A 19,382-nucleotide genomic window follows, 5' to 3' on the forward strand; every position below is an offset into this window, starting at 1 on the left:
GACGCGTCGTGCGGGACGGGCACCTTGTACGGAGCGAACACGTCATGCGAGGCGAACATGTCATGCGAGGTGGACGCGTCGTGCGGGACGGGCACTTCGTGTGGAGCGAACACACCGTACGAATCGAACGCGTCGTGCGAGGCGAGCACGGAGACCTCCGTGAGAGATCGCAGTGCCCCGTCGAGGTCCCCCTCGGCCGCCAGCAGCCACGTGCGGGCCGGGGTGGACGCGGACGCTCCGCCCAGAGCCCACCGTGCCGTCTCCAGGTCACCGAGATAGGCGGCTGCGTGGGCGAGTTCGGCCAGGCAGGCGGAATGGTCCGCACGCCGGCGCAGCCCTTCACGACTCCAGGAGAGGGCGTCGCGGATCTCGCCCCGCAGCCTGGCGAGCCGGGCACGGCGGGCACAGAACTCCGGCATCGCCGGCTCGTCCCAGCCGGCGTCCTCCTCGGCCAACCGGTCCCCGACGCCGGCGGGGAGTTCCCGGACATTCCCGCTTCTGGAACGTTCCATAAGGTCGTCGCACTCTGCGGCCAGTGCCGCGCCGAGATCCCGATCGGTACGGCGGAGCCTGTCGGCACGCAACCTCCCGGTCCGGGCACGCAGCACCGGACCGTGCAGGGGATGGACGAGGCGGGCCGCCGACCGGTCGTCGACGTCGACGAGCCTCCTGGCTTCCAGGCGTTCGAGCACGGCCTCCGGCAGGACCGAGGCCTCCAGCGGCTCGCCGAACGCCAGCAGTTCCAACGTCTCCCTCTCCTCCGCGTCGACGTCGCCGATGGTGGCCTCCGCCAGCTCGCCGACACGCGAGGTGACCGGTACCGGGCCCCGCCAGGTCCACGGGCCGGCTTCCCTGGTCAACCGCCCGCTCGCGCGAACGGCGTCGACCAGCTCGCGCAGCAGTCGCAGGTCGCCCTGGCACGCCCGGTGCAGACGACCGGCGGTGAGAGCCTCCACGTGGCCGCCCAGCTCCGCCTCGATGAGCCGGGTCCATGCCTCCCGGGGAAGGGGGTCCAGGGTCAGGCGCGGCAGGAGGTCGCCCGTCCAGAGCCGCGACACCGCTTCCGGCGCACCGCCGTCCGGCCGGGCCAGGACGAGCAGGCGAGTCCGTCCGTGCACCGCCAGGTGGTGGACCAGCGTCGCCGAGGCGTCGTCGAGCAGGTGGGCATCGTCCACGACCAGCACGCGCACCGCCCGCAGCGCCTTCGCCGCCTGGTGAAGGGAGATCGTGTCGGGCAGCAGGTGGGCGAACGCGGCGAGGGGGATCGACCGGGCTCCCGGTGTCCCGGCGACCATAACGTGCTCCGTGCCTCGTACGGCCTCCGTCCCGAGGCGGGTCTTGCCGATCCCGGACGCGCCGATCACGGCGGTGCCTCGGTGACCTGCGGAGAGGCTTCGCCGTACAAGCTCGAGTTCTTCGTCCCGGCCGGCGAACGGCCAGGACGGCCAGAGATTTTCCACGGTAGTGGGAGCCGTACTACTCACATCTGATACAGGCACGATTGAGTAGGTCTCGACCCATGCGCCCGCCGGGTGGCCGCCCTCAGCCTGTTCCCATGAACATTAACTACTGCTCGCTTCCTCCACAGCCCCCGCCGTCGCTGCCGGCGGGCCTCGAAGCCGACCGGCTCGACGCGCTCATCGCCGGGCAGTTCATGTGGCTGAACGGCACGGTCCTCCACTACTACTTCTTCGACGGGGAGACCGACGGGTCCGTCATCCCGATCCCGGGAGAGGGCACCACGCGCTGGGTGTCCTGGGTCGGCGGCAAGGACCAGCAGGACGTCGTCCGCGAGAGCTTCCAGGCGTGGAAGGACCTGGGCATCGGCCTGGAGTTCGCCGAGGTGACCGACAGGACCGAGGCGGAGATACGCATCGGCTTCCAGCGCGGCAACGGATCGTACTCCAGGTTGGGGCGCAGCGCGCTCACGGTCGGGACCGACCAGCGCACCATGAACTTCGGCTGGAGCCTCACGCCCCCGGGCGAACGATCCACGGCCCTGCACGAGATCGGTCACGCCTTCGGGATGGTGCACGAGCACCAGAGCCCGTTCGCGGGCATCGTCTGGGACGAGGAGGCGGTCTACGCGGACCTGGCCGGTCCGCCGAACTTCTGGCCACCGGAGAAGACGCTTAACAACATCATCAGCAAGTACAGGCCCAGCGATGTGAACGGCTCCGTCTGGGACCCGGACTCCATCATGGAGTATCCCTTCCACCCGAGCCTCATTCTGCAGCCGGAGAAGTACCGGGCGGGGCTCTTCCCGCCGGGAAGGATCTCCGAGATCGACGCCGCGTTCGTCCACCGCTGGTATCCGCCGCTCGGAGCCGCCGAGCCGCCCCTGCTCGTCCCCTTCCGCTCGGTCCCGCTCGGTCTGGAAGCGGGGGCCCAGGCCGACTTCGTGATCGTGCCGGAGGCGACGCGTGACTACACCGTCGCCACGTTCGGCGAGAGCGACGCGGTGCTCGTGCTGTTCGAGGAGGTCGACGGGGAGCCGCGCTACCTGACCGGCGAGGACGACGGCGGGCGGCCGGACAACGTTTCCGTGTCGGCTCACCTGCTCAAGGGACGCCGCTACGTCGTCCGGGTGCGTCTGCACTCCGCGTGGGGATCGGGCCAGACGGCGGTCATGTGCTGGTGACCGTCCGGCACGGCCGGGCCCGGGGCGTCGGGGGCCGCGGAACCCGCGGAAGGACCAAGCCGGGCAGTGCGGGTAGACGGGGCTCAGGGTTCCGGGGACCCGTGACGGGATCGAGTTGGGCGGTGCGGGTCGGCTCCGAGGGCGAATCACTCGCCCCGGACCCGAGGGTGAATCACTCGCCCGGGGCTTCGAACGCGAATCGCTTGCCCTGGGCTCCGAGGGTGGCTCATCTGCCCTGGTAGAGGGCCGGGCGCTTCTCCCTGAAGGCTCGGGAGCCCTCCTTGGCGTCCTCGGAGCCGATCACCGGCCAGCCGATGCCGTCGGAGACCTTCAGCGCCTCGGCCTCGGGCAGGCCCAGGGTCTCGCGATAGGCGCGGAGGATGGCCTGTACGGCGAGCGGGCCGCACTCGGTGATCTGGGCGGCGATCTCCAGGGCGACCGTGAGCGCCTGCCCGTCGGGGACGACGCGGTTGACCAGACCCATGCTCAGAGCCTCCTGCGCGGTGACGGGCCGGCCGGTCAGCAGGATGTCCATGGCGAAGGCGTAGGGGATCTGGCGCGGGAGCCGTATCGCGGAACCGCCCATCGGGAACAGCGCGCGGCGGGCCTCGAACAGGCCGAGAGTGGCCGATTCGGAGACCACGCGCAGGTCGGTGCCGACGAGCAGTTCGGTGCCTCCGGCCACGGCGTAGCCCTCGACCGCGCAGACGATCGGTTTTGCAGGCAGCGCCTCGGAGTCGCGAAGCAGCCCCTTCCAGTGGTAGTCGGGGATCTCCGCCACCCGCCGCTGGACCCGGGGGTCGTTCGACGGGGTGCCCATGGCCTTCAGGTCGGCGCCCGCGCAGAAGGTCCCGTTCGCGCCGGTCAGTACGGCGACCCGGACCTCGGGCTCGTCCGAGACGTAGGCCCACGCGTCGGCCAGGCCGACCAGCATGTCCGAGGAGAGCGCGTTCTTCGCCTCGGGCCGGTCCATGGTGACGACGACGATGTGATCGTCGCGCTCGATGCGGCAGTGCGGTGTGCTGATCGGCAGAAGTTCCACGGACGACCCCTATCGCACTAGCAAGCAATTGCTAGGGGATTGTAGATCCGCCCCGGCTCCCACCGCCAGCGGCCTGGCCCATCGCCGGCGCGACGGCCCCGGAGGCGACACGCGGGAGAGGTGATCACGGCCTTCGCGACTACGGCGCCGGTCTCCTGGGAATGAGGGCCGAGGTGAGCGTTCCCCGCGGTTCCGGGTGAAGTGGACCAAGATCGCACTCGGGCTCACAGTTTAGATCAAGCGATTGCTCGCCGCCTCTTCACCGGGTTAGTCTGCCCCTGCGTACGAGAACAGATTCTTGTTCTATCCCTCCCGTACCGCCAGGGTCTTTCGCGATATCTAGAACGTGATTCACTTTGGTGGCAGGGAGCCTTTCGGCGGAGAGGATTTCCGATGGGCACGCTCGGTTTCTGGAGGCTGGCGCAGGCGGATCCGGACTGGATCGCCGCCGTGGACCCGGACGGCGCCGAGCACCGTGCCGGTGACCTGCTCGCCCGTGCCAACCGCCTCGTGCACGGTCTGCGAGAGCTGGGACTCAAGGCGGGCGACGGCCTCTGCGGCCTCGTGCCGAACGGCTCCGACGGGCTGGTGCTCTATCTGGCCGCGCTGCAGGCCGGCTGGTACTACACCCCGATCAACTGGCATCTCACCGGACCCGAGATCGGCTACATCGTCGCCGACAGCGAGGCCCAGGCCTTTTTCATCGACGAGCGCTACGCGGAGGAAGGTCTGCGGGGCGTCACCGAGTCGGGCATCTCCCCGGAGCGCGTCTTCGCGTTCGGGCAGGTGGAGGGGGTGGCGCCTGCCTCGCAGCTGACGGACGGCCGGCCCGCCACCGCCCCCGCCGGCCGTACGGCGGGCGCCACCATGCACTACACCTCCGGCACCACCGGCAAGCCCAAGGGCGTGCGCCGGGCACTCACCGGCCTGGACCCGGACGACGCCGCCGAGTCGATGGCGTTCCTGCCCAGCCTGTTCGGCATCACCCCGGGCAAGGAGAACGTCCACCTGGTCACCTCGCCGAACTACCACACGGCGGTCACCCAGTTCGGCGGCACGGCCCTGCAGATGGGCCACACGCTCGTCTACATGGACAGGTGGGACGCCGAGGAAACACTCCGGCTCTGCGAGAAGTACCGCGTCACCAACTCGCACATGGTCCCCACCCACTTCAAGCGCCTGCTCGCGCTCCCCGAGGAGACGAGGGGCAAGTACGACCTCTCCTCGCTCCGGTGGATGATCCACGCCGCCGCCCCCTGCCCGGTCCCTGTCAAGTGGGCGATGTTCGAGTGGTGGGGCGACTGCATCTACGAGTACTACGCGGCGACCGAGGGCGGCGGCACGCTCGCCACCCCGGAGGGCTGGAAGAAGCACCCGGGCACCGTCGGCAACGCCTGGCCGATCAGCGAGCTGCTCATCGTGGACGAGAACCTGAAGCCGGTCCCGACCGGGACCCCCGGCACGATCTACATGAAGATGATGGGCCTCGCGTTCGAGTACAAGGGCGACAGGGCGAAGACCGAGGCCAACCGCCTCCGGGACCATTTCACCGTCGGCGACATCGGCTATCTCGACGAGGACGGGTTCCTCTTCCTCTGCGACCGCAAGGCCGACATGATCATCTCGGGTGGGACCAACATCTACCCGGCCGAGATCGAGAACGAGCTGACGGTCCACCCGAAGATCGCCGACGTGGCCGTGTTCGGCATCCCCGACGACGAGTGGGGAGAGCAGATCAAGGCGGTGGTCGAGCTCATGCCCGGCGTCGCCCCCTCGCCCGAGCTCGTCACGGAGATCCTCGACTCGCTCAGGGGCCGCCTGTCGAAGATGAAATGGCCCAAGTCCATCGACTTCATCGAAGAGATGCCACGCGAGCCCAACGGCAAACTCCTCAAACGCAAGTTGCGTGATCCGTACTGGGAGGGGCGAGACCGTGCGATCTGAGAGTCACGAGCGCCGGCGTTCCGCCGACCGGGAAGACGCCGTGTTCACGGTGCCCGGGCACCCGGCGTCGCGCCGGTGCCCCGCGATGCACGGGCACCCGGCAGGAAACCGGCACTCAGTGGGGAAGGAAAGGCGCGGATGACCGTGGAAGCGCGAAATCTGGAAGCGCGGTATGTACTGGAGTTCCCCGGAGGTTACACGCGGACGACGGGGCCGGTGATCGGGCGTTTCCTCACCGAGCTGAGGGACGGGCGCATCGTCGGGGTCCGTACGGCCGAAGGCCGGACGCTGGTGCCGCCGCTGGAGTACGACCCGGCGACCGGTGACGCCGTCACCGAGGAGTTCGTCGAGGTCGGCCCCGCCGGGACGGTCGAGAGCTGGTCGTGGGTGCACGCCCCCAGAAAGGCCCACCCGCTGGATCGGCCGTTCGCCTGGGCCCTGATCAGGCTGGACGGCGCCGACACCGCGCTCGTCCACGCGGTCGACGCGGGCGACGTCAAGAGCATGCGCCCCGGCCTGCGGGTCCGTCCCCGCTGGCGGGCCGAGCGCACCGGGCACATCACCGACATCGAGAGCTTCGTGCCCGACGTCACCAAGATCGTGTCCGTGGTCCGCAGCGAGTACGTCGTGAAGCCGGGACTGGCGCTCGCCCGCTTCCTGGAGGGCGTTGCCGAGGGTGTTTTCATCGGCGGCCGGTGCGGCTCCTGTCACAAGGTCTACGTGCCCTACCGGACCACCTGCCCCGAGTGCGGCGTCGCGATCACCGAGGAGGTCGTTCTCCCGGACACCGGAACGATCACGACCTTCGCCATCAACAATCTGCCCGATCCGCGGGCCCCCGAGGTGCCGTTCGTCTCGGCGTACATCCTGCTCGACGGATCCGACCTCCCGATGATCGCCCTGGTCGGTGAGATCGCCGCCCACGAGGTACGGCAGGGCATGCGGGTGCGGGCCGTGTGGGTTCCCGAAGAGGAGCGGACGACGTCCATGTCGAACATCAAGTGGTTCGCCCCCACGGGCGAGCCGGACGCGGAGCTGTAGATGCGGGAGATAGCGGTCGTCGCGTTCGCGCAGACCCGGCACAGCGCCACCGACGACGGGCAGAGCGAGGCCGAGCTGATCGTCGGTGTCCTGGACGAGGTCAGGGCCAAGACGGGGCTGCGCAGGTTCGGCTTCACCTGCTCGGGATCGTGTGACTATCTGGCGGGTGCGCCGTTCTCCTTCGTCTCGGTGCTCGACGCGATCGGCGCCTGGCCGCCGATCTCGGAGAGCCACGTCGAGATGGACGCCGCCTGGGCGCTGTACGAGGCCTGGGTCGCACTCCAGCACGGCGACATCGACTCGGCGCTGGTCTACGGCTTCGGAAAGCCGTCGCAGGGAGACCTTCGGGAGATCATGACGCTCCAACTCGACCCCTACTACCTGGCCCCCCTCGGGCTCGACCAGGTCTCCTTCGCCGCGCTCCAGGCCTCGGCCGCCGGGGCCGGCCGCGCCGAGCTGGACGAGATCGTACGGCGCAGCCGTGCCGACGGCAGGGCGAACCCCTACGCCCTCGACCTGCCCGACCCCGCGGGGAACGACTTCGAGGTCGAGCCGCTGAGGCCGTACGACATCGCTCCGAGCGCCGACGGCGCCGCCGCGGTGGTACTGGCGGCCGGGGATCTCGCCAGGGAGCTGTGCGAGAACCCCGCCTGGATAACCGGCATCGCCCATCGCATAGAGCCCCACTATCTGGGCATGAGGGATCTTGCCCGGTCGGCCTCCGCCGCCGACGCCGCACGCGCGGCGGGGGTCGGCAAGGGTCATGTCGACGTGGCTGAACTGCACACGCAGTTCAGCCACGAGGAGCTCATCCTGCGCGAGGCGCTGGAGCTCGGCGAGGGCACGGTCGTCAATCCGAGCGGCGGGCCCCTCGCGGCGAACCCGGTCATGGCCACCGGCCTCATCCGGATCGGCGAGGCGGCCCAGCGCATCCTGGACGGCGGCGCGAGCCGTACCGTCGGACACGCCTCCAGCGGCCCCTGCCTCCAGCACAACCTCGTCACCGTCATGGAGGCAGAGAATGGGTAATCGTTGCGCGATCATCGGTGTCGGTCAGACCCACTACACGACCAAGCGGCGGGACGTCTCCATGGCCGGGCTGGTCCGTGAGGCGGCGCTGCGGGCACTGGAGGACGCGGGGCTGACCTGGAAGGACATCGACGCCGTTGTCATCGGCAAGGCGCCCGACCTGTTCGAGGGCGTGATGATGCCCGAGTCCTACCTGGCCGACGCGCTCGGCGCCTCGGGAAAGCCGATGATGCGCGTGCACACGGCCGGTTCGGTCGGCGGGTCCACCGCGCTGGTCGGCGCCTCGCTGATCCAGGGCGGCGTGCACGACCGGGTGCTCGTGGTGGCCTTCGAGAAGCAGTCGGAGTCTAACGCGACCTGGGCGCTCTCCACGCACCTGCCGTTCAGCGCCTCGCTGGTCGTCGGCGCGGGCGGCTACTTCGCCCCGCACATCCGCGAGTACATCCGCCGCTCCGGTGCCCCCGAGCACATCGGCCACCTGGTGGCGGTCAAGGACCGCCAGAACGCCCTGAAGAACCCCTACGCCCACCTGAAGATCCAGGGGATCAACCAGAAAATGGTCGAGTCGACCCCGATGCTCTGGGAGCCGATCCGCTATCTGGACACCTGTCCCTCCTCGGACGGCGCGTGCGCGATGGTCCTGTCCGCCGAGGACAAGATCACCGACAGCACCCCCGCCTGGGTTCTCGGTACGGCGATGCGCTCCGAGCCGATCTCCCGCGCGGACCGGGACACGGTGAGCCCGCAGGCCGGCAAGGACTGCGCGGCCGATGTGTACCGGCAGGCCGGGATCACCGACCCGCGCAGGGAGATCGACGTGGCCGAGGTGTACGTGCCCTTCTCCTGGTACGAGCCGATGTGGCTGGAGAACCTCGGGTTCGCCGCCGAGGGGGAGGGCTGGAAGCTCACCGAGTCCGGCGCCACCGCCCTGGACGGCGACATCCCGTGGAACGCCTCCGGCGGAGTGCTGTCGAGCAATCCGATCGGCGCGTCCGGGCTGATCAGGTTCGCCGAGGCGGCGCTCCAGGTCAGGGGGATGGCGGGGGAGCACCAGGTGGACGGGGCCCGGCGAGCCCTCGGGCACGCGTACGGCGGCGGCGCCCAGTTCTTCGCGATGTGGATGGTCGGCAGCGACAAACCCTGATCTCCCCCCAGGAGGGGCTCTATGGAGTTCAACCACGCAGATCTGTTCGAGGGACTGGCGGACGCGATCGGGGACCGCACCGCCGTCATCTGCGGCGACAGCCGCATGACCTACGCCGAGCTGGACGCGCACGCCAACCGGCTCGCGCACTACCTGGAGGCCCGGGGCGTCCGGGCCGGACAGCACGTCGGCATCCATCTGTACAACGGCATCGAGTATGTCGCGGGCGTGCTGGCCACGCTCAAGATCCGAGCCGTGCCGGTCAACGTGAACTACCGCTACGTCGAGGCGGAACTGCTCTACCTCTACCAGGACTCCGACATCGTGGCGTTGCTGTTCGACGTGGAGTTCGACGACCGGGTGGCGGCGGTGGCCCCGCGGGCGCCCGAGCTGAAGCACCTGATCTCGGTGGGCGGCCGGTCCGGGATCGAGGGGGCGGTGCCGTACGAGGAGGCGCTGGCGGGGCAGCCCGAGACGCGCGGATTCCCCGAGCGGTCGGCTGATGACCTCTACATCATCTACACGGGCGGCACGACCGGCATGCCCAAGGGCGTGATGTGGCGGGTGGAGGACCTGTTCTTCGCCTTCGGCGGCGGCAACGCCTACGGTGAGCCGCGCGCCACGCCGGACGAGGTGATCGAGGCCGCCGTGGTCGCCGGGCCGATGACCATGATGGCGGCGGCCCCGCTGATGCACGGCGCGGCCCAGATGGCCACCTTCATCAGCTGGTGGATGGGCGGCACGATGACCTACGTCCGCAAGTTCGACGCGGCCGAGGTGCTGCGGACGATCGAGCGGGAGAAGGTCCTCACGATCAACATCACCGGGGACGCGATGGCCCGCCCGCTGGCCGAAGAGATCGCCACCGGCGGCTACGACCTGTCCTCGCTGTTCGTGCTCAGCTCCACCGGCGCGATCCTGACCGGTTCCGTACGTGCCCGCCTGGAAGAACTGCTCCCCGACCGGATGATCATGGACAGCTTCGGTTCCACCGAGTCCGGTTACACCGCCTCAGCTGTCCCCGGCTCCTCACCCGAGTCGGGCCTGCGGTACCAGCCCAACCCCGTCGCCAACCTGGCCGTGCTCAACGAGGCGCTGGAGCCGGTCAAACCCGGCACGGACGAGCTCGGCACGGTCGCCAGGAGCGGCCGGATCGCCTCCGGCTACTACAAGGACGAGAAAAAGACCCGCAGCACCTTCGTGACCGACAAGGACGGTGTCCGCTGGCTGCTCACCGGCGACATCGCCAAGGTCGAGGAGGACGGCACGATCGCGATCTTCGGCCGGGGTTCGGCCTGCATCAACACGGGCGGGGAGAAGGTCTTCCCCGAGGAGGTCGAGGCGGTGCTCAAGGGCCACCCGGCGGTCTTCGACGCGGTGGTCACCGGGATTCCCGACGAACGATGGGGCAACCGGGTCGCCGCCGTGATCGAGCTCCGTCCCGGCATGAAGCCGTCGGCCGAGGAACTCGGCGCCCACTGCCGGGAGAAGATCTCCGGTTACAAGGTTCCCCGGACGTTCGCCTTCGTCGACGAGATGGTCCGCTCCCCGGCCGGCAAGGCCGACTACCGCTGGGCCAAGGAGACCGCCCAAGCCGCCCAGGCCTGACCACCCTCGCCGAACTTCGCCCGCTGGGATGCCGGGACGGCGGGCGACCTCGCGTTCGGCTACTGGTCCGCCACGGAGTCGCCACTGTCGGGGAAAGCGCTTACCGTAAGAGGGTGGCACCGTACGCGATGTGGCGTGCTCCGTGACGAAAGGCTCTGCGTTGATCCATTCATATGACCCCCGGACCGGCGAATCTCTCGACGAGCCCCTGGCGTCGACCTCGGACGAGGAGGTGGACGCGGTCGTCGAGGCGGCCCGCGCGGCGGGGCCCGCCTGGCGTTCCGGCGACCGGGCCGCGGTGCTCGACGCGATCGCGGGCGCATTGGAGGAGAACGTCGAGTGGCTGTGGCAGGCGGCCGACGCCGAGACGGCGCTGGGGGAGGTCCGTCTGCGCGGCGAGGTCGCGCGGGCCGCCGGGCAGTTCCGGCTCTTCGCCCAGGTGTTGCGTGACGGCGGGTACGTCGAGGCGGTGATCGACCACGCGACGGCCCAGCCGCCGGTCCCCGACCTGCGGCGGATGAACCACCCACTGCCCGGCGTGGCCGGGGTTTTCGCGGCGAGCAACTTCCCGTTCGCCTTCTCGGTCGCGGGCGGTGACACCGCCTCGGCCCTGGCCGCCGGATGCCCGGTGGTGGTCAAGGCGCACGACGGCCACCCGCGCACGTCGGAGCTGTCGGCGGAGATCATCCGAGGCGCCCTGCCCGATCCGGCGCTCCTCGGCCTGGTCCGGGGGCTGGAGGCGGGCAGGCGGCTGGCCCAGCATCCGGCCGTCGTGGCCGTCGGGTTCACCGGATCCATTCCCGGCGGCAAGGCCGTGCAGGCACTGATCGCCGAACGCCCCGATCCCATCCCGTTCTACGGCGAGCTGGGCAGCGTCAATCCCGTGGTCGTGCTGCCCTCGGCCTCCCGTGAGGGGCTCGCCCAGGGGTTCGCCGCCTCGCTGACCCTCGGAGTCGGGCAGTTCTGCACCAACCCCGGGCTGCTGTTCGTCCCCGACGACGTCGAGCTTCTGACCTCCCTCGCCGAGGCGGTCGCCGCGACCACGGGCGGGCCGATGCTGACCGAGCGGATGCAGGGCGGGTTCCTGCGTGGGCTGGCTCGACTCGACGGGCTCACCTCACTGGCCGAGGGGCAGCCCGGGGAGGGCGCCTTCGCGGTGACACCCAAGGTGTTCGTCACCGACCTCGCGGCCTTCGCCGGAAACCTTCAGGTCCTTTCCGAGGAGTGCTTCGGCCCGGCCGCCGTCGTGGTGGTCTACGGTGACCCGGCGGAGCTACCCGCCGTACTGGAGCGGCTGGACGGATCACTGACCGCCACGATCCACGCGACGGACGCCGCGGAGGCGCGCGAGAGCGCAGAGGTGCTGCTCAGGAAGGCGGGACGGCTGATCTGGAACGGCTGGCCGACGGGGGTCGCGGTCCGCTGGGCCATGCACCACGGCGGCCCCTGGCCCGCCAGCACGGCCGCCACCCACACCTCGGTCGGCGCCGCGGCCATCCGCAGGTGGCTGGTCCCCACCGCCTACCAGGACTGGCCGGCCGAGCTGCTCCCGGTCGAACTGCGCGACGACAACCCGCTCGGCATCCCCCGCCGCGTCGACGGAGTCCTCGTCGAGGGCCGCCCCTGACCACATCACTTAAACAGCCAGGACGCCCCCGCGCAGACTGTGCGCGGGGGCGTTTTCCGCCCTCCCGGCCCGGACCCGTTCTCGGCATCCGCCGGATCCTCGGGGTGGCATTGAAGCCGGAACGTTCGCCGACCGCGGCGGTCTCGCAGCCGCGGTCGGCGAACAGTCGCTTGTTACTGGACGGTCACCGCCACCGTGGCCGCGGCCGCGGGCGTGGCGGTCACGTCGGTGGCCGTCGCGGTGAGCGTGTGCTCTCCCGCGGCCAGGGCGGTGGACGAGGAGCAGGTCCACGTGCCGTCGTCCGACGCGGTGGCCGTGCAGACCGGCGTCCCCTCCGCTGTCACGGTCACCTTCGCGTCCGGCTCGCTCGTTCCCGAGACGGCCGGGGTGCCGGTGACGGTGGCGCCCGCCACCGGCGAGGTGATCGTCACCGGCGGAGCGAAGCGGGTGACGGTGGGCACGCCGTCACCGCTGACCTTCACGACGACGCTGTGCACCGTCACCTGCCCGCCGCCGTTGCGGAGCCGGAAGTCGGCGTCGGAGTGCTGCTGGCCGCCGAAGTAGGCGTCGGAGACGCTCACCGTCGCGGTCTTCCAGGTGTTGGTCCCGGTCAGCTGGATGCCGGCCGTTGACTTGTACGGGTCCGAGCTGCCGTTGTCGTAGTGCACGGCGAACGAGCCGGAACCCTGGTCGTAGTAGGAGATGGTGAACGTCGCCGAGTAGAACCCGGCATGGGCGATCGAGTCGTCGATGTCGAAGTAGATGTTGCTCTGGGTGCTGGTGCGTGCGGTCAGACCGTCGATCACCGAGGCGGTCGTCGGCCCGTCGAAGCCGCCGGAAGGCTTCTCGTCCTCACTCATCCCGTACGCGTGGTTGGTCGGTCCCACGACCGCGCCGACCACGGCCGTGCCGGGCGGCAGGTCGGAGGCGTTGAAGCTGACCGCCGCCGAGGCGTCGCCGGTGAGTCCGGTCGGGTCGGCCACCGTGGCGTTGATGGTCTGCTGTCCCCGGGCCAGTCCCCCGTCGGGGGCACAGCTCCAGGCGCCGGCGCCGTTCGCTGTGGTGGTGCACACGACCGCCGATCCCTTGCGCACGGTCACGACACCGTTCGGGATCGTCGTGCCCGAGATGGAGGAGGCGAGCTTGACCGTCGCACCGCCGCGCGGCGTGACGATCACCGGTGCCGGCGGGAACACGCGCCGGTTCGGCACCCAGGGCCCCGTGACGGTCACGCCGACGCTGTGCACGGTGATGCCGTGGTCGGCGTGCAGCCGCAGGTCGGCCCCCGCGTTCTGCAACCCGCCGAAGTAGGCGTCGGCGACGGGGACTTCGGCGGTCTTCCAGGTGCGGCTGTCGGTGAGCGCGATGCTGCCGGCGACCTGGTAGGCCTTCCCCGGCCCGGCGTCGTACTGCACCGAGACGTCGCCGGTGCCGGCGTCGAAGTAGGACACGGCCACCTTCCCGTCGTACGACCCGGTCGCGGCCACGTTGTTGTCGACGTCGAAGTACATGTCGCTGCCGTCGGCCCCCGTCCCGGTTCCGGTCGTGCGCGCGGTCAGGCCGCTCACGTCGCCGGCCGTGGTGGTGGCGCCGGCGGAGCCGCTGTAGTCGACCTGGGTCAGGCCGTAACTCTGGTTGGTGCCGCCGAGGACGGTGCCGACCGTGGCGGTGCCGGACTGCGTGGTCTTGTCGAGGCCGAGCTGCACCTTGCCCAGGTGGCGCGCCGCGGTCGGCGCGCTCCCGGTCACCTCCGCGAACGGCAGGCCGGTGGTGGGCGCGGAGACCTGCTGCACGAGGTACGACTTGTCCTTCTTCACCGGGACGGTCAGGATGTCCTGGCTGGTGGGCGCCACCACCTTGTGGCCGTTCTTGCCGTCGACGACCTCCACCTGCTGACCCGGCCACGGGTTCTTGACCCGCAGCGTGCCGGAGGCGGAGGCCCCGGTCTCGATCGCGGCGGTGACGAGACGGCCGTCCTGCACCTGGACGTCGACCTTGCCGTTGTCCCGGATGTAGACGGTGCCACTGACGTTCCAGTCGCTCGGCCACGCCGGCGCGAAGCGGATGATGCCGTCATAGTCCTGTGCGAGAGCCTCGTTGACCGCGGTCGCGACGCCGGACGCCTGCTCGATGTAGGGCTGGTAGCCGACGGTGTTGCCGAGGTCGGCGAACCCGTTCGGATAGACCTGGTGTCCCTCGGTGATCGAGATCAGGTTGCTGCGCACCTCGGCGGGGTTCTGCAGGCGCGCCGCGTGGATCGCGTCCATCGACCAGTCATTGCCGCCCTTGTTCGGCCGGTGGGCGTAGCTGCGCTGCTCCAGCGCGAAGAGGTTCGGATCCTGGTCGCTCACCGTGCTCCACGGCCAGAGCGGCTCCAGTTCGATGTTCTCGCCGTTCCTGCGCGCCGCGGCGGGCTCGTAGGAGATCGCGAGCACGTCGGTGCCGGTCGCGTCCGCGGCGGCCGTCTCCGCCGCGGTGTAGTGCGGGTTGAGCAGTTGCTTGAGGGTGGGGTCGGTGCGCGGGTACGGCGGGATCTGGGTGAGGGCCTTCGTGGCCTGCTGCACGAGGGCGGCGTCGGCCTTCTTGTCGGTGCCGAGCTCCTTCGCGGCCTGCTGGATGATCGGGAAGAGCACCAGGTCGGCCGCGATGTCGGTGGTCGGGTCGTTGACGGACCACTGGGTCTCGTGCGCGTTGGCGTTCGCGTGCAGCAGGCCGTCCGCGCCCACCTTCTGGTACGCGAGCTGGAAGACCGCCGTGGACTTGATGAAGGGCCAGTACTTCTTCAGCATCTTGAGGTCGCCGGTGGCCTGGTACTGCTGCCACATGTACATCGCCACTTCGGGCCCGCTGGTGATGTTCAGCGCGTTCCAGTTCGGTGCGCTCGCCTGGCTGCAGCTGCCGTTGCCGTTGACCTCGATGCCGTTGCCGTTGAAGCGCATGGTCTCCGACACGCAGGAGCCGGGAAGTCCGCCCATCGCCATCTTGGTCCACGCCTCGATGTCGGCGAGGTCGTCGGAGTACATGTCGAAGATCGGAGTGTTCAGGTCGTATTTACCCGAGCTCATGTTCGCCGAGATCTGCGTGCGCAGATTCCACAGCCAGTACGCCGACGGGTTCCAGGTCTGGGCGTCCTTGTTCCAGGAGAACATGTCCGCCTGGCCCGCCTGGCTGCCGGGGTAGATGCCCTCCCTCATGGACGCCGCCTCCTCGTAGAGGTAGAGCGTGCGCAGGTTCTCCATGTAGGCGGCGGTGCCGTCGGCCGAGTCCATCGCGACCAGGCCCGAGTGATTCCAGTAGCGGTCCCACCAGCGGTCCTGAGCGGACATCAGCTGCGACTCGGGGACGGTCGCGTCCTTGTCGATCAGCTTGCTCGCGGTCTTGGCGGCGTCGCCGCCCGTCCACGCGGGCGATGCCACGACGACGCGGAACGTTCCATCCTCGTGCGGCTTGAAACTGACCTTCACCTGCGTCGGGCCGGCGACCGTGGTCGTCACCTGCCTGCCGCCCGCGGTGATGGCCGCCAGCGAGCCGAACGTCTTTCCGCTGCCGATCGAGGGAGCACCGTCCACCCAGGTCTCGGCGAGGGTACCGATGTCACCGGACACCGCGGCGGCCGGCTTGCGGCCGGACCACAGGTTGATGGTGGCCGTCTGGGCGAGGTCGGGGTTCGCGCCGGAGACCTCGACGATCAGCTCGTCCTTCTCCGCCGCCACCCACGCCTTCATCGACATGCCGCCGCCGGACTCGCGCAGCACGCCGTCCGTCAGATCCAGCCGTCCGCTGAAGTCGGCGGCGTGTGAGATCGCCGACAGGCCCGGGATGTTGACCTGGCCCGGGGACTTGCGGTCCGGCATGGTGTCCGACCGGTTGAGCTGCGCGGTGAAGCCACCCGCCGCCCACGCCGCCACACCCAGCGACCCGTTGCCCAGCGGCATGGACGCCGTGGGATCGGTGTTCGGCGATCCGAGCACGAGGTCGGAACGGCTGACGACCCCGGCCTGGTCGAGCCGGAAGTTCCCGTTCTGCCAGGCCGTCGTCGCCCCCGCCGCCGCCTCGGCCGTACCGGGGTTCACGATGACGATCCCCGCGAGCGCGGCGAGCAGCGCCGACCAGAGCGAGAGGATGCGCCGGAGCGGGACCCGGCGACTGCGGGGGGTGAACTGCACGATGCCCTCCAGGGCTGTACGACGCTCGACCAACGGTCGAAAAATAGTCCGATGAATAATCCGTGCCCGGGGAATAAATGAGCACTAAGTGACCAGATGTGTCGGGATGGCCCGATAACATCGGATGAATGTCCGTTCTAATCCATCCGCTGAGCCGCTGTAAAGACCCGCGACACACAAACGTCTCAGCTCGGAAACCTGAGTGACCCGTACGCAGGGGAAGCGCACGGCCTCGCCACCGGCTTCGGCTGCCGGGCCGTACGGGTTCGGGGGACCGCCGCGGGCTCAGCCGGCGTAGCGGTCGAAGGTGTTCCGGCCGGTGATCGTGCCGGACGCCGTCGTCATCTGACTTGAGGGCCGCGCGAGACGAGCGTTCGATCAGGCGGCGGGAGGTTCAAGGCACCTGCGTAGAGCGGCCTGATTATGAGCGACCCGTTTCTGAACGGTGCGCCAGGTCGCTCGCGTCATCACTCTCGACGCAGATCATGACGCATGCCCTGACAGGTCGCGGTCGAAGGCGTAGGTCCGCTCGACTCGCGCGACCTCGACCCGGTAGCGGGCGTACCAGCGTTCCCGCCCGAGTCGCTGGGCTTCGAGGTGCTCAAGGTCGCCTTTCCAAGCCGTTATCGACTCGGCGTCCGCGTAGTACAGCACGGTGAGGTCGCTGCCGTCGTCGGCGGTGAGCGACTCGCGCCCGAGGTAGCCGGGCTGGGCAACGCCCAACTCCGTCATCCGACGGCTCATCTCGGCGTACCCGTGGGGATCGACGCCGCTCGGCTCGGTGGTGATGATGACCGCGTAGTAGGGCGGCGTGGGGCGTGACACGTAAGGAGCGGCCATGCCTCATGATATTGACCCTTCGCTTCGGCCGGCGGGTGAGGTGCCGTGTGGCAGCGCCGCTTCTCCCGTCAGCTTCGGTAGTCCTTGAGCGTGATGGCGGTGGCGGCCTTGCGGATCGTTTCGGTGATGCGGCCGATGACCCGGTCGCTCCAGGACGCGGGCAGGTGGGGGAGCAGCCTGAGCATCCGGGTCTGGACCCAGATCTGTGCCTTGGACGTCACCACCATCCCCTTGATGTTGGTCTGCGCGAGCTTCTGGTTCTGGGTGACGAAGTCGCGCATCTCCTCCTCGTAGCGGGCGAACGCCGTACGGTGGTCGCCCGCCGCGGCGGCCAGCTCGCCGGCCAGCACGTAGGCGCCGACCAGGGCCAGGCTCGTGCCCTGGCCCGACGCGGGAGAGGGGCCGTAGCCCGCGTCCCCGACCAGCGCCGTCCGCCCGCTGGACCAGCGGTCCATGTGGATCTGGCTGATGGAGTCGAAGTAGAAGTCCGGCGCGTCCCACATGGAGTCCAGCAGCCGGGAGACCTCCCAGGCCCCTCCGGCGAAGGTCTCGGCCAGGATCTTCTTCTGCCGCGCGACGTCCCGGTGGTCGTGGTCGAGGGCCCCCGAGGCGAAGATGAACATGGCCTTGGCCTGGGCGTCCTGCCGCGTGCTGTACATGCCGGCGCTCTTCCCCGGTGCGGGATGCATGAGCTCCCAGCGGTCCAGGCCGAGGTGGTTGGGGGTGGTGAAGATCGAGATGTGGTAGCCGAGGTCGCGGATGAACCGCGACTCGTCGCCGAAGACCAGTGAGCGCACGTTGGAGTGGAGTCCGTCGGCGCCGATCACGAGGTCGAAGGTTCGCGGTGCGCTCCGCTCGAAGGCGACGTCGGCGCCGTCCGCGTGTTCGGTGATGGCGGTGATGGAGTCGTCGAAGATGTACTCGACGCCCTCGGTGATCCGCCCGTGGAGGATGCGGGCCAGGTCGCCCCGCATGATCTCGACGTCGTCGCCCTCGCGCCCGCCGAAGAGATCGGCGTCCATGGTCGCGAGCCGCCTGCCCTCGCCGTCGACCAGCGACGACCCGAGCATGTCGGTGCTCTCCCTCCGGATCTCGTCCAGGATCCCCATGCGCTCGACCACGCCGAGGGCAGCCCCGCGAATGTCGATCTTGTAGCCGCCGGGGCGTGGCGCCGGTGCCCGCTCCACGACGGTGGGGTTGAAGCCGTGGTGGCGCAGCCAGTACGCCAGTGCGAGTCCGGCGACGCTGCCGCCGGAGATGAGGACGTCGAGGTTCTTCGGCACGGGGGGCTCCTGGGTGTCTCGGTCAGGCGGGCGGTTTCGCCGGGGACGTTGCGGTCCCTGCCTGCTCCACGAACTGTACAAGCGTTTAAAACGAACGTCTAGTACAAGCGTTCAAGACAAATGTTTAAGACTCCGATAGGATCCGGGGCATGGGAAATCGTGAGGACCTGCTCGCCGGAGCCAAGCGCTGTCTGTACGAGAAGGGTTACGTGCGCACGACCGCGCGTGACATCGCCACGGCCTCCGGCGTCAGCCTGGCGGCCATCGGCTACCACTACAGGTCCAAGGACGCTCTGATGAACGCGGCGCTCTACCAGGCGATGCAGGAGTGGGGCGAGGAGATCGAACGGGCCTTCACCACCGAGGGCGTCGCCGGAGCCACCCCGGCCGAGCGCTTCGCGGCGACCTGGGACCGGGTGATCGAATCCTTCACCACCCACCGGCCGCTCTGGGTCACCCAGTTCGAGATCATCGCCCAGATCGACCATCTGCCGGAGGTGCGCGAACTGCTCGCGGCGGGAGTGGACGCGGCGCGCGTCGGGCTCGCCGAGCTGTTCCAGAACATCCTCGCCACGGGCGAGGGAAAAGAGGAGGAGCAGGCGGCGGTCGGAGCGTTCTACCAGATGATGCTCACCGGCGTGCTCGGGCAGTGGCTGATCGCCCCGGACAGCGCCCCCTCCGGCCGCGACCTGACCGTGGCGCTCCGGGCCGTCGCGGCGAACATCGCACCGGCCGGCGGGGCGGACCAGGCCGGACCGGCCGGCGAAGGGCGTGCCTGAGCGGGCGGGCGCGACCGAGCCCGCGACCTGTCAGCCGGATCCGGCGACCCGTCGGCCCAGGTGAGGCGGCTCCGTTCGGGACCGGAACGAGGAGAGGGCTCCCGCCTGTGACGGGAGCCCTCTCGTGAGCGAGTGAGCGCGGACGGGCGCGCTCCGTTCTGCCGTGCGGGGTTCAGCCGGCCATTCCGCCGTGGGAGGTCAGCCGGCGGTTCCGCCGTGCGGGTAGTCGGATGCGCTG

13 protein-coding genes are annotated in these 19,382 nt (G+C 69.7%); 8 read left to right on the forward strand and 5 right to left on the reverse strand.

Annotation, left to right across the window (positions count from 1 at the left end):
- A partial coding sequence (locus CHC08_RS30070; RefSeq protein ID WP_143653392.1) for a hypothetical protein occupies positions 1–1,364 on the reverse strand: 1,364 nt, incomplete at its 3' end.
- A 191-nt stretch (positions 1,365–1,555) separates the two neighbouring features.
- On the opposite strand from CHC08_RS30070, the gene absR1 reads away from it, so the two are divergent.
- Entirely contained in the window at positions 1,556–2,641 is a 1,086-nt protein-coding gene (absR1, locus tag CHC08_RS30075) for a beta-glucuronidase AbsR1 (protein ID WP_089210753.1), read from the forward strand.
- A 226-nt stretch (positions 2,642–2,867) separates the two neighbouring features.
- Here the strand turns inward: absR1 and CHC08_RS30080 are convergent, their stop codons facing one another.
- A complete protein-coding gene (locus CHC08_RS30080) occupies positions 2,868–3,683 on the reverse strand; it encodes a crotonase/enoyl-CoA hydratase family protein (protein WP_089210754.1) in 816 nt (271 codons plus the stop codon).
- Between the two features lie 393 nt (positions 3,684–4,076).
- On the opposite strand from CHC08_RS30080, the gene CHC08_RS30085 reads away from it, so the two are divergent.
- From CHC08_RS30085 to CHC08_RS30110, 6 genes are all read left to right on the forward strand, one after another.
- Positions 4,077–5,627: an acyl-CoA synthetase gene (locus tag CHC08_RS30085; protein WP_089210755.1), complete on the forward strand. Its 1,551-nt coding sequence runs from the start codon at positions 4,077–4,079 to the stop codon at positions 5,625–5,627.
- A 138-nt stretch (positions 5,628–5,765) separates the two neighbouring features.
- Positions 5,766–6,668, forward strand: a complete 903-nt coding sequence (locus tag CHC08_RS30090; protein WP_089210756.1) for a Zn-ribbon domain-containing OB-fold protein — start codon at positions 5,766–5,768, stop codon at positions 6,666–6,668.
- The gene (locus tag CHC08_RS30095; protein WP_089210757.1) at positions 6,669–7,697 is read left to right on the forward strand and encodes a thiolase domain-containing protein; all 1,029 of its coding nucleotides are present in this window, start codon (positions 6,669–6,671) and stop codon (positions 7,695–7,697) included. It begins immediately after the preceding gene.
- Positions 7,690–8,841, forward strand: a complete 1,152-nt coding sequence (locus CHC08_RS30100) for a thiolase domain-containing protein (RefSeq protein ID WP_089210758.1) — start codon at positions 7,690–7,692, stop codon at positions 8,839–8,841. Before CHC08_RS30095 ends, CHC08_RS30100 begins: the two co-directional genes overlap by 8 nt.
- A 21-nt stretch (positions 8,842–8,862) precedes the next feature.
- Positions 8,863–10,449: an acyl-CoA synthetase gene (locus CHC08_RS30105; RefSeq protein ID WP_089210759.1), complete on the forward strand. Its 1,587-nt coding sequence runs from the start codon at positions 8,863–8,865 to the stop codon at positions 10,447–10,449.
- Between the two features lie 160 nt (positions 10,450–10,609).
- Entirely contained in the window at positions 10,610–12,076 is a 1,467-nt protein-coding gene (locus CHC08_RS30110; RefSeq protein WP_089210760.1) for an aldehyde dehydrogenase (NADP(+)), read from the forward strand.
- A 173-nt stretch (positions 12,077–12,249) separates the two neighbouring features.
- Here CHC08_RS30110 and CHC08_RS30115 read toward each other — a convergent pair whose 3' ends face one another.
- The 3 genes from CHC08_RS30115 to CHC08_RS30125 form a co-directional block, all read right to left on the reverse strand.
- Positions 12,250–16,275: an Ig-like domain-containing protein gene (locus CHC08_RS30115; RefSeq protein ID WP_089210761.1), complete on the reverse strand. Its 4,026-nt coding sequence runs from the start codon at positions 16,273–16,275 to the stop codon at positions 12,250–12,252.
- A gap of 450 nt (positions 16,276–16,725) precedes the next feature.
- Positions 16,726–17,082, reverse strand: a complete 357-nt coding sequence (locus tag CHC08_RS30120; protein ID WP_089210762.1) for an antibiotic biosynthesis monooxygenase family protein — start codon at positions 17,080–17,082, stop codon at positions 16,726–16,728.
- A 68-nt stretch (positions 17,083–17,150) separates the two neighbouring features.
- Complete coding sequence (locus CHC08_RS30125) at positions 17,151–18,365, reverse strand: FAD-dependent monooxygenase (protein WP_089210763.1); 1,215 nt, start codon at positions 18,363–18,365, stop codon at positions 17,151–17,153.
- 149 nt (positions 18,366–18,514) lie between these two features.
- Here CHC08_RS30125 and CHC08_RS30130 point away from each other — a divergent pair, with 149 nt between their 5' ends.
- Positions 18,515–19,144 (forward strand): TetR/AcrR family transcriptional regulator, encoded by a 630-nt coding sequence (locus CHC08_RS30130; protein WP_089210764.1) that lies wholly within the window; start codon positions 18,515–18,517, stop codon positions 19,142–19,144.
- Positions 19,145–19,382 lie beyond the last annotated feature (238 nt).

It is taken from the genome of Streptosporangium subroseum (genome assembly GCF_900188345.1).
Classification (GTDB): Bacteria; Actinomycetota; Actinomycetes; order Streptosporangiales; family Streptosporangiaceae; genus Streptosporangium; species Streptosporangium subroseum.

Bases quoted from the DNA above. Each gene is read 5' to 3' on its own strand.
- CHC08_RS30130 (WP_089210764.1), top strand. From the start codon at position 18,515: ATGGGAAATCGTGAGGACCTGCTCGCCGGAGCCAAGCGCTGTCTGTAC.
- absR1 (WP_089210753.1), top strand. From the start codon at position 1,556: ATGAACATTAACTACTGCTCGCTTCCTCCACAGCCCCCGCCGTCGCTG.
- CHC08_RS30120 (WP_089210762.1), bottom strand. From the start codon at position 17,082: ATGGCCGCTCCTTACGTGTCACGCCCCACGCCGCCCTACTACGCGGTC.
- CHC08_RS30085 (WP_089210755.1), top strand. From the start codon at position 4,077: ATGGGCACGCTCGGTTTCTGGAGGCTGGCGCAGGCGGATCCGGACTGG.
- CHC08_RS30105 (WP_089210759.1), top strand. From the start codon at position 8,863: ATGGAGTTCAACCACGCAGATCTGTTCGAGGGACTGGCGGACGCGATC.
- CHC08_RS30100 (WP_089210758.1), top strand. From the start codon at position 7,690: ATGGGTAATCGTTGCGCGATCATCGGTGTCGGTCAGACCCACTACACG.
- CHC08_RS30095 (WP_089210757.1), top strand. From the start codon at position 6,669: ATGCGGGAGATAGCGGTCGTCGCGTTCGCGCAGACCCGGCACAGCGCC.
- CHC08_RS30090 (WP_089210756.1), top strand. From the start codon at position 5,766: ATGACCGTGGAAGCGCGAAATCTGGAAGCGCGGTATGTACTGGAGTTC.